Below are 11,160 nucleotides of genomic sequence, written 5' to 3'. Positions count from 1 at the left end.
TGATGCTGATGGCGATAATTTAACCTACAGCGCCACATTAGCAGAGGGAAATGCCCTACCTGATTGGTTAAGTTTTGACTCCCAAACAGGAACATTCAGCGGTACGCCAGATACAGGTGATGAAACTCAACTAAATATCTTAGTCACAGCGTCAGATGGACAAGGGGGAACACAAACTGATGGGTTTGAGTTAGATATCACTCCTGCACCTGTGGTGAACAATGACCCCACATTAGTCTCTCCCATTGCTAACCAAACGGCAAAGACAAAAGAAGTTTACAGTTTAGATATCAGTAACTATTTCACTGACGCCGATGGCGACACTCTCACCTTCTCGGCTACGGGTTTACCCAAAGGATTAAACCTGAATCCGGAAACGGGTGTAATTAGTGGTACTCCCCGCAATAAAGCCATTGGCACTAACTCGATTACTCTCACCGTTAATGATGGTAATGGAGGGGAAATCAGTGATGACTTTGACTTAACGGTCAATCGGGGAACAAGGAATAATGGCAATGCCAAACCGAAACTCAACTTCAACAATGATCTGTTGTTCCTCAAAGGTAACTCTCCAGCCGATAAACTCCTGTTCACGCTTACGGGTAATCACTCATCCTTTGTCAGTGAAGTTGGCATTTTTGAAGTGGATAATGCGGCTGGGAAGATTAATGGGATTAAACCCGGAGAAACTGGTTATCTGCAAGCTGCTTTGGATGAAGGAAACGTTCTGTTCTCCAGTTTGCCCAATAATTTTGCTGGCAATAACCTGACTCGGATTTTGGATGTGGAGCAAGTTTTCGGTGAGCAAAACCCCAATCTGGGATTTTATCTGGTGCAAAACAGCACAACGGATAATGTCCAAGCCGCATTAGATTCAGGACAAACGCCAAGCAATGTCTGGTTTAGTCTTCCCAGCGCTAATGCCAACAATACGGATTATTTTGAGGTATTGAATGGAGAGAACAATCAGTTTACTCTCAATTGGCAAAACCCAATGGCAGAAGGTAACGATACTCTGACTCTAATGGTTGAATCGACGAATGAATTACCTGCGTTAGGAACTCAATTACAAGGAGAACGAGAACTCATTGATTTACGTGGACAAAGCAGTCCAGTAGACGCGAATTTTATCGAGATCAAGAGTCATGCTGGTTTCGATAATTCCGTCGGGTTGTATGTGATTGAAAATGAAGAGGGAGCAGTTGAAGATCCAATGACGGGTCAACTGATTTACCCAGAAGACGAAGGGTATGCCCAAGCCGCCCTTGCCCAATCGGTGGTTAGTGATGTGAATCGGGGGATGGCGACGTTTGACACCCAGTTAGAGGGAGGAAGTCTTCTCGCGCCTTACATTATCGCCAATGGCACCACGGAGGAATTGCTGGCTGAGAATTCCAACAATCAGTACCAGGGTTATGGAGAACCCATTGCCTATTTTGCCTACTTAGGTGCGAATCCTGATAAAGTTGACCACATTCGCCTACTGGGTGATAACACCTTTGGCTTTGAAGATTTGCATGGAGGTGGTGACCAAGATTTTAATGATTTCACCTTCCAGGTTGATTTAACCGTTGCCTAACGTCTGGCATTGAAGAGGGCGACCCGATTTTCTTGAAGGGATTGGAGTTGTTAATTGATGCAGGCGGGTCGCCCCTACAGGTTATTTGGCATCATTTTCAATCCCATCCAATTGTAGTGGCGTGACACAGCTAAAATAGGGTTTTGTTTGTAGTAAGCACTTTAGTGCTATAACGCTTAGCTGGAGAGGGCTGAAGTTCCCTCACTACGAACCAATTCTAATTCATCAAATAAGGTGTGCCACGCCACTACGGTGTCTGGGGAAATTAATTATTGGTGGGTTACGGCGGATAGCCAATTAAATGATATTTGCCAAAATAAAGTTCTGCCTAACCCACGATGGCGGTTTACTGGTTTGCAGGATTACAGGGTTAAAGGATTACAGGGTTACAAGGAGTTACGATTGAGGAGTTAACTGCTCCTTAACGTAACATGGCACGAGTACGCTGTGAAGAAAGCTAAGTCAGACCTACCGACCAAAATCTGCCCCGTCTGCGAACGTCCTTTCACTTGGCGCAAAAAATGGGCGAAATGCTGGGATAATGTGAAGTTCTGCTCGGAACGCTGTCGCCGACGCAAATCCCAAGCCAATTAAGCCAATTAACTGTAAAGGAGTTCGTGAATTCAATGCAACCCAAATTAATTATTCATGGTGGTGCCGGAAGCGCCCTGAAAACCAAAGACGCCACCCAAGCAGTGCGCGATTCGCTTTATAAAATACTTGATGATGTCTATGCCCTGTTATCATCGGGTGCAAACGCCCGTGAAGCGGTGATTCGAGGCTGTCAACTCCTAGAAGATGAACCCCGCTATAATGCCGGAACGGGTTCAGTATTACAATCTGATGGACAGATTCGGATGAGTGCGTCACTGATGGATGGTAAACCTCAACGCTTTAGTGGTGTGATTAATGTCTCGCGGATTAAAAATCCCATCCATTTGGCGAAGATTTTGCAAGATTGTCCCGATCGCATTCTCTCGGATTTTGGGGCGGCGGAATTGGTGCGGGAAGTGAATGCACCGATTTACAACCCCTTGACTGAGAAGCGTTTACAGGAATGGTTACAGGATAGACAGGACAACTTTGAACGGACGATGGCGGATGTGGTTAGCGAACCCGAACTCCTCTCTTCGGAAGCTGGACGTGGCACAATTGGAGTCGTGGCGTTAGATAGTCAGGGCGGCTTGGCGGCGGGTACATCAACCGGAGGGAAGGGATTTGAACGCATTGGTCGAGTCAGCGACTCGGCAATGCCTGCGGGGAATTACGCTAACCTCAACGCTGGGGTAAGCTGTACTGGAATTGGGGAAGATATCATTGATGAATGCTTCGCCGCACGGGTGGTGGTGCGCGTCACCGACGGCTTATCCTTAGCCGAAGCCATGGAACGTTCTATAAAAGAAGCAAAGGAGAATCAGCGGGATTTAGGTGCGATCGCCATTGACGCTAGGGGGGCGATCGCCTGCGGAAAAACCAGCCAAATTCTCCTTGCTGCTTACCATACCGGACACCACAAGGGAGACACACTAGAAATGATCGAGGAGGTGCAAACGGTATAGCAGAGGTTATCCTTCATCAATAGGCTCAATCAACCAATCTCGCGGGTTGCCTGGATGGAGACAGTATTTCTGGGCAAGACGTGCTGTTCCATCCCAGCTTCCGGCTAATTATGGATTAATCAACCTTTGTTTGGAATTAACCACAACTAACGTAATACGCTTGTTTACAGTGTATTACGCTCTTATCTGTAGTTTCACGGATCAACTCGCTGGCGTCAAGTTTTGTTTGCAAATCTTTATAAGGACAGCGATCGGTAAATTCTAGGAGAGAGTTCCCCAACGATAAGCAAGGTCTAGTTTTCCCGAAAGCTTGAAAAAACCAGAGAATTCACGGATGTAAACTCTCAATTGTTAGGGAACAATAAAGAAAGATAACCTAATTCAATCCAACTCAAATGCCAGCATGGAAATAGGCGAAACAATGCGAAGAATTCTAATCATTGAAGATGACATAAGCCTACGGGATAATTTATCTGAAATTTTAGCAATGGAAGGATATAATCCCGCCAATGGCTATGATGTCATTGCCACAGATAACGGGTCAAGTGGCGTCAACTTTAGCTTATGTCTGAACCCAGAATTAATTATTTGCGACATTAATATGCCCGGATTTGATGGGTATACCGTCTTATCACAACTGCGCCGTTTTGGTCGCCAAACCCCGTTTATTTTTTTGACAGCAAAATCCGAACCCAGGGATATTGAACGCGGGATACGTCTAGGAGCCAATCTGTATGTAACAAAACCTTATGTATTGGAGGAATTTATCAGCATGGTGAAGCGAGTGTTAACGGATATTCCTTCTCCCTCTTCTGCATCAAAAGTATAACTCGCTATCTTGTATCAGTCTCTCCAACAGCTTTGACTGAAAATCCAAGCACTCCCACGATCCAGTCGTCTTTAGACGACTGGATAAGAGTTTTAGTCCATTGCCCACCAACTATGACGTTACCCATTGACTTTGCTAGTGTAAAATAGGCTAATATTTTCACTGTTATATTGTTTTTATTTTGGGAGTTGCAAAAATGAATTAAATCCATTTTGCAAATACATTTTACGCTATATTCCTTTCTTTGCTGTGATTTGGCAACAGGAGTGGTATACTCTCAGGAAGATTAACTTTTATACAGATAAAAATCTGTCTACTATTAACAGATGATCCCTCAAGTTACAGTAATCGATCACCCATTCGTACAGCACAAGCTAACCCTTATGCGTCAGGCTGACACCAGTACAGCTAAATTTCGTCAACTGATGAAAGAAGTTGGCGGCTTGCTAGCTTACGAGGTAACGCGGGACTTACCGCTTAAATACGCACCGATTAAAACACCTCTGGCTCCCATGCACGCTCCCATGCTGGCTTCAGATAAGAAAATGGTGATTGTTTCGATTATGCGGGCAGGACAAGGGCTGGTTGATGGTATCTTAGAATTGATCCCTTCCGCCCGCTTAGGGCATATTGGCTTGTATCGCGATCCAACGACTCGGATTCCGATTGAATATTATTGCAAACTGCCTCATGATATTGAACACCGAGACATCTTGGTGGTTGATCCCATGGTGGCGACAGGGAATACAGCCGTAGCCGCTGTGGATCGGGTGAAGGATTTTATCCCGTTGTCCATTAAATTTTTGTGCTTGCTAGCTGCACCGGAGGGAATCGCCAATTTCCATGATCATCATCCGGAAGTCCCTCTGTATACCGCCGCGATTGATGAAAGCTTAGACGATCATGGTTATATTTTACCCGGACTTGGGGATGCAGGCGATCGCCTGTTTGGGACAAAATAGCAGTAAGCTTTGTGTTGCAATGGATATCTGTCATGAATCGCACCATTTCAGTGAAACAGCTTTCAGTAGAAGAAATTAGCGCCGAACGCTTTCAACCCTTCGGTCAATTAATCACGCCGACAGCCGATGATAAACCCTATGATGCAACAGATGCACAATTAGTTCTGCACAACGGTACTCCCCGCTTTTACATCATGCGCTTGTATCACAGAGGTCGCAAATTTCACAAAATCACGCGCCATCAGCACTGTACCCAATGTTTGGGTTCTCTAGAAGGGAAAGACTGGTGGATGGCGGTTGCACCTGCTGGTGAACGTGAACAACCTGCCATTGATGACATTAAAGTTTTTCGGATTCCGGGAAACTGTTTCATCAAGTTAGGACTAGGAACGTGGCACGCGGGTCCTTATTTTGAACATGATGTTGTCGATTTCTATAATTTAGAACTGAGTGACACAAATGAGGTTGACCACTTTACTCATAATTTCCTGAAAAGCCACAATTTAGAGTTGGAAATTGTTTGATGTATCACCTCAATAAACTTATCACTTTTTATTAAATAGAAGACGGGGCGATCGCTGTGCTAGAATCGGACTCTATTTTAGCTGTTTATACTGAAACGGGAGACCTAAAATGAGGTTTATTAGTCCCAAGATCGATTATGCCTTTAAAAAAATATTTGGTTCCGAACAAAGCCAAGAGATTTTAATCAGTTTTCTCAATGCAATAATTTATAACGAAGAAAAAATCATTCAATCCCTAACAATTGTTAATCCCTATAATCCGGGTCAGGTGATGACCTTAAAAGAAACGTATTTAGATGTAAAAGCTGTTTTAGCGGATGGGTCTATTGTAGTCATTGAAATGCAAATAGCGCCGATGACTGCCTTTAACAAGCGGGTAGCTTATAACTTGGCAAAAGCCTATAGTAACCAGTTGAAAACAGGCGATGATTATCCTTTCCTGAATCCAGCAATTGCCGTAACAATTACTGATTTTATCTTGTTTGCCAACACAGAGCAAGTAATTAACCAATTTGTCTTTCAAGAGAAAACCCAAAAATTTGAACTTCTAGATGGTGAATTGAAGCTGATTTTTGTCGAACTTCCCAAATTCAATAAAACCTTGTCTGAACTACAGAGTTTAACCGATAAATGGATTTATTTCCTGAAAGAAGCAGCGAGTTTGGAGAGTGTTCCTGATAATTTAGGGGAAGTTTCAGAGATAGAACTTGCTCTAAACCTTGCTAATCAAGCCACAATGACGGTAGAAGAGTTGGAGGTGGTTGATCGGCGAGGCATGATGTTGCAAGATGAAAAAGGACGGCTGGCTTATGCTGAAGAAAAAGGGAAAGAAGAAGGGAAAGAAGAAGGGCGGCTACAACAGACCAAAACTCTAGTAGGGCGTCTAATTATGAAGCGTTTTGGCGAAATTCCGTTGGCAATCAGCCGCAAAATTGAAGAATTACCGTTGAGTGATTTGGAACGATTAACTGAGGAAATTTTCGATTTTCAAAGTTTACCAGATTTAGCCAGTTGGTTAGAGGATCGCCAGTAGGAAGGACGAAGCGCCCCTCAATCCGAGTAAAAATGGTAGGATGATCATAAAAATGCCGCCCTAAGCGGTGGTTTATCATGGGTTAGCCGTTAGCCACTGGGACTCGTGCAAGATTGCCTGTGAACGCTGACTCCCCTATTCATGCCCTTAGTCTTGAGTGTCTAACCTTAACCCTAGACAAAGCGCGATTAGACGTATCCCTCTCCTGCTATGTTAAAAAACTTACTTGGCGATCCAAACACCCGCAAACTTAAAAGATACCAACCGTTCGTTGCCGATATCAACGTTCTGGAAGAAGATATCCGATCGCTCTCCGATGAGCAACTCCAAGGGAAAACCGCAGAATTCAAGCAGCAGCTTGAAAAAGCGACAACCGATCGCGAGCGAGAAGAACTGTTAGAGGATCTCCTACCCGAAGCCTTCGCCGTAGTGCGGGAAGCTGCATGGCGGGTTCTGGGAATGCGCCATTTTGATGTGCAGCTATTAGGTGGCGTGGTGCTGCACCGAGGAGAAATCGCGGAGATGAAAACGGGTGAGGGAAAAACCCTTGTATCCACCCTCCCAGCTTATCTCAACGCTCTAAGTGGCAAAGGGGTACATATTGTTACCGTCAACGATTACCTGGCACGCCGGGACGCGGAATGGATGGGACAGGTACACCGTTTCTTAGGATTAACGGTGGGACTGATTCAGTCGGGTATGGGTCCTGCGGAACGACAGCGCAACTATGCCTGTGATATTACCTACGCCACAAACAGCGAGTTGGGCTTTGACTACCTGCGGGACAATATGGCAACCTCAATGAGTGAGGTGGTGCAACGTCCCTTTAATTACTGCATCATTGACGAAGTAGACTCCGTACTTATTGACGAAGCCCGCACCCCCCTGATTATTTCCGGACAGGTGGAACGCCCTACCCAGAACTATATGAAAGCGGCTCAAATCGCTAAAATGCTTCAGCCGGAAGAGCATTATGAGGTTGATGAAAAAGCGCGTAATGTCATCCTCACCGATGAAGGCTTTATCGAGGCGGAAAAACTCCTAGAGGTTGGAGATTTGTATGACCCGGAAAATCCTTGGGCGCACTATATCTTCAACGCGATTAAGGCAAAGGAACTGTTTACCAATGACGTAAACTATATCGTGCGTAACGACGAAGTGGTCATCGTCGATGAGTTTACCGGACGGGTCTTACAGGGACGGCGTTGGAGTGATGGACTGCACCAGGCGATTGAGGCAAAGGAAGGCGTCGAGATTCAAAAGGAAACCCAAACCCTAGCTACAATTACCTATCAAAATTTCTTTTTGCTTTATCCTAAGCTAGCCGGGATGACCGGAACAGCCAAAACAGAAGAAGCCGAATTTGAAAAAATCTATAACCTACGAGTCACGATTATCCCCACCAATAAGCCCCCCGGACGGCGGGATATGTCGGATGTGGTGTATAAAACTGAGGAAGCCAAATGGAAAGCGGTGGCACGAGAATGTGCGGATATGCATGAGCAAGGACGCCCAGTATTGGTGGGTACAACCAGTGTGGAAAAATCAGAAGTGCTTTCGCGTTTGTTAAGCCAATTGGACGTTCCCCATAATCTGCTCAATGCCCGACCCGAGAACGTGGAACGGGAATCCGAAATTGTGGCACAAGCCGGGCGCAAAGGGGCGGTGACGATCGCCACCAACATGGCAGGGCGTGGTACCGATATTATCTTAGGGGGTAACGCGGATTATATGTCGCGGCTGAAAGTGCGGGAATATTTCATGCCGCAGATTGTCATCCCCGAAGAAGAAGATTCCTTTGCGGCTATGGCATCCGGTAGCGGAAAACGCTCCCAAGCCCAAGGATTTGCGCCCGGTAAAAAAGTGAAAACTTGGAAGGTGAGTCCCCAGATTTACCCGACTCAGTTGTCTCCGGAAACCGAACAAAAGTTGATTGAGGCGGTGAAGTTTGCGGTGCAGCAGTATGGGGAACGCAGTCTACCGGAATTAGAAGCTGAAGAAAAAATAGCGATCGCGGCGGAAAATGCGCCAACGGATGACCCAGTGATTCAAAAGCTGCGGGAGGTTTGTCGGGCGGTGCGAAAGGAATATGAAGCCTTTACTCATAAAGAACATGATGAGGTAATCTACACCGAGCCTATCGGCGGATTGCACGTCATTGGTACCGAACGCCACGAATCTCGCCGGATTGATAACCAACTCCGGGGACGGGCGGGACGCCAAGGTGACCCGGGTTCGACGAAGTTTTTCCTCAGCTTAGAGGATAACTTGCTGCGGATTTTTGGGGGCGATCGCGTGGCGGGGATGATGAATGCGTTTCGGGTAGAGGAAGATATGCCGATTGAATCGGGAATGCTGACTCGTTCCTTAGAAGGGGCGCAGAAAAAAGTAGAAACTTTCTACTATGACACCCGGAAACAGGTGTTTGAATATGACGAGGTGATGAATAATCAGCGGCGGGCAATTTATGCCGAACGTCGTCGGGTGTTAGAAGGATTAGACTTGAAAGAACAAGTCATCCAATATGCGGAGAAGACGATGGATGATATCGTAGACGCCTACGTCAACCCGGATTTGCCACCAGAAGAATGGGATATAGCTAGTTTGGTGTCCAAGGTACAAGAGTTTGTCTATTTGTTGCAAGATCTCCAGCCGGAGCATCTCGATGATATGACAGTCACGGAGATTAAAACTTTCTTGCATGAAGAAGTTCGCAAAGCTTACGACATTAAAGAAGCCCAAATCGATCAAATTCAACCGGGATTGATGCGACAAGCAGAACGGTTCTTCATCTTGCAGCAGATTGATACCTTGTGGCGGGAGCATTTACAATCAATGGATGCGTTGCGTGAATCAGTGGGGTTACGGGGGTATGGACAGAAAGACCCACTGATTGAGTATAAGCAAGAAGGCTATGAAACCTTCTTGGAAATGATGATTGACATTCGTCGCAATGTGGTGTACTCACTGTTCCAATTCCAGCCGCAAGTGCAACCGCAAGCTGTGTAGTTTTGAGTCATTTCTCGTGAGTGTTAGATCCCCGACTTCTTGAAGAAGTCGGGGATCTCTTTGGTGAGAGGCATAAAGTTTTGTATACTGAACAATATAGTATTCGCCATTTAAAAATGACTTCCCAAACACCATCGATTCAATTTTTTGAAGGACTTCCTGAAGAACTGAGCAATGTTAGCTTACGGCGAAATCGGAATTCGGGGGTGCGTTCAGTATTAATGAGTTTCGATTCTTTAAAAGCGATAGAAAAGTTCCAGAGTTATACCAAACGATTCGCCAACGCCTTGCTTTTAATTGATGAAGAAGGGCAGATTAGTGTGGAACCCTCATCGGTTAAATTTATATTCGGTGGTCCAGAAGGCGATGATTTAAAGCGGGTAGACTGCGAATTTGAAATCGAGCACCAAGATCACTGGGATCGGTTCATGCGCTTTATGCACCGCTATGCCGAAGTCAATGGTATGGCTTACGGTGATACCAAACAAGCACAGGGAGCAGAGTAGGTTAATCGTGAAAATCGCTATTACTGGAGCAACCGGATTTATTGGTTCTCGCTTAGTCAAGCGTCTGCTTGAGCTAGAGCATCAACCGATGATTTTAACCCGAAATCGAGCCAAAGCGACTCGGTTGTTTCCTGATTTAGAGATTGTTGGCTATACTCCGACTGAATCGGGATCTTGGCAAGAGGCGATCGCGGGGTGTGATGGGGTGGTAAACTTAGCTGGGGAACCCATCGGTGAGCATCGTTGGACATCGGAACGGAAACAAGCCATTCTCGATAGCCGCCAACTGGGAACCGGGCGAATTGTTGAAGCCATCAGCCAAGCACAACCCAAACCCAGTGTCTTAGTAAATGCGTCGGCTATTGGCTATTACGGGACTAGCGAAACAGCAACCTATGACGAAACCAGTCCCCCTGGAGATGATTTCCTCGCCCAAGTCTGTCAGGCTTGGGAAGCGGAAGCCCAAAAGGTGAAAGAGGCTGGAGTGCGGTTGGTTATCCTCCGGTTTGGCATTGTGCTCGGTGATGGTGGCGCACTAGCGAAAATGTTACCTCCATTTCAACTATTTGCTGGGGGTCCAATTGGTAGTGGGCGTCAGTGGTTTTCGTGGATTCACCGAGAGGATTTGGTGAACTTGATTATTAATGCACTCACCCGCAATGAGATGGAAGGGGTATTTAATGGTACAGCACCTAACCCAGTGCGGATGTCGGAGTTTTGCCAAACGTTGGGAGATGTGATGAATCGTCCCTCCTGGTTACCTGTTCCCGGTATTGCCTTGGAAGCGTTATTGGGAGAGGGGGCTAAGGTAGTGTTAGAGGGTCAAAAGGTGTTACCTAAGCGCACAACTAGCAGCGGTTTTAACTATGACTATGCCAATGTTAAACCTGCGTTAGCTGATATTGTGACGTCTAAGTGACACGCTTGGGGAACAGTTTTTTTGTCTTATTGTGTGATGTTTGACCGTCGAATTAACTGTAATAGGACTTATGCTTTCTTGACGGCACAGGCGCTACCTGTAGGGGCACGGCAATGCCCATTGGTGTCAACTTAAGCTCAACCCCTCACCCCCAGCCCCTCTCCCACGCCGGGGAGAGGGGAGCAAGAGCATCCGATCCCCCTTCTCCCGTGCAACAAAAACGAAGTATCCTCTGTCATC

At 46.1% G+C, this 11,160-nt stretch carries 10 protein-coding genes; all 10 read left to right on the top strand.

What is annotated here, in order from left to right:
- Nucleotides 1-1,579 (top strand): putative Ig domain-containing protein (locus RH949_RS25310; RefSeq protein WP_446357033.1); only part of this gene is annotated, 1,579 nt, incomplete at its 5' end.
- 447 nt (nt 1,580-2,026) lie between these two features.
- On the top strand, nt 2,027-2,173 hold the full coding sequence (locus RH949_RS25305; RefSeq protein WP_446357031.1) for a DUF2256 domain-containing protein: 147 nt from the start codon (nt 2,027-2,029) through the stop codon (nt 2,171-2,173).
- Between the two features lie 32 nt (nt 2,174-2,205).
- The gene (locus RH949_RS25300) at nt 2,206-3,138 is read left to right on the top strand and encodes an isoaspartyl peptidase/L-asparaginase (protein WP_446357029.1); all 933 of its coding nucleotides are present in this window, start codon (nt 2,206-2,208) and stop codon (nt 3,136-3,138) included.
- Nucleotides 3,139-3,559: 421 nt separating this feature from the next.
- On the top strand, nt 3,560-3,967 hold the full coding sequence (locus RH949_RS25295; protein WP_044210765.1) for a response regulator transcription factor: 408 nt from the start codon (nt 3,560-3,562) through the stop codon (nt 3,965-3,967).
- Nucleotides 3,968-4,293: 326 nt separating this feature from the next.
- Nucleotides 4,294-4,929 carry a uracil phosphoribosyltransferase gene (gene upp / locus RH949_RS25290; protein WP_044210735.1) on the top strand — a complete coding sequence of 212 codons (636 nt, stop codon included), beginning with the start codon at nt 4,294-4,296 and terminating at the stop codon, nt 4,927-4,929.
- Between the two features lie 32 nt (nt 4,930-4,961).
- Nucleotides 4,962-5,453 (top strand): ureidoglycolate lyase, encoded by a 492-nt coding sequence (locus tag RH949_RS25285; protein WP_446357026.1) that lies wholly within the window; start codon nt 4,962-4,964, stop codon nt 5,451-5,453.
- Nucleotides 5,454-5,562: 109 nt separating this feature from the next.
- Nucleotides 5,563-6,486: an Rpn family recombination-promoting nuclease/putative transposase gene (locus RH949_RS25280; protein WP_446357024.1), complete on the top strand. Its 924-nt coding sequence runs from the start codon at nt 5,563-5,565 to the stop codon at nt 6,484-6,486.
- A gap of 210 nt (nt 6,487-6,696) precedes the next feature.
- Nucleotides 6,697-9,495: a preprotein translocase subunit SecA gene (gene secA / locus RH949_RS25275; protein ID WP_446357022.1), complete on the top strand. Its 2,799-nt coding sequence runs from the start codon at nt 6,697-6,699 to the stop codon at nt 9,493-9,495.
- 116 nt (nt 9,496-9,611) lie between these two features.
- Nucleotides 9,612-10,001 carry a photosystem II reaction center protein Psb28 gene (psb28, locus tag RH949_RS25270; protein WP_446357020.1) on the top strand — a complete coding sequence of 130 codons (390 nt, stop codon included), beginning with the start codon at nt 9,612-9,614 and terminating at the stop codon, nt 9,999-10,001.
- A gap of 7 nt (nt 10,002-10,008) precedes the next feature.
- Nucleotides 10,009-10,920 (top strand): thylakoid membrane protein ThyD, encoded by a 912-nt coding sequence (gene thyD, locus RH949_RS25265; RefSeq protein WP_446357018.1) that lies wholly within the window; start codon nt 10,009-10,011, stop codon nt 10,918-10,920.
- The last annotated feature ends 240 nt before the right edge of the window (nt 10,921-11,160 follow it).

This window comes from Coleofasciculus sp. A1-SPW-01 (genome assembly GCF_040217205.1).
In the GTDB taxonomy this organism is placed as follows: domain Bacteria; phylum Cyanobacteriota; class Cyanobacteriia; order Cyanobacteriales; family Coleofasciculaceae; genus Coleofasciculus; species Coleofasciculus chthonoplastes_A.
The sequence above is the reverse complement of the archived record's forward strand: the minus strand, read 5'-3'. Positions and strand labels throughout refer to the sequence as shown.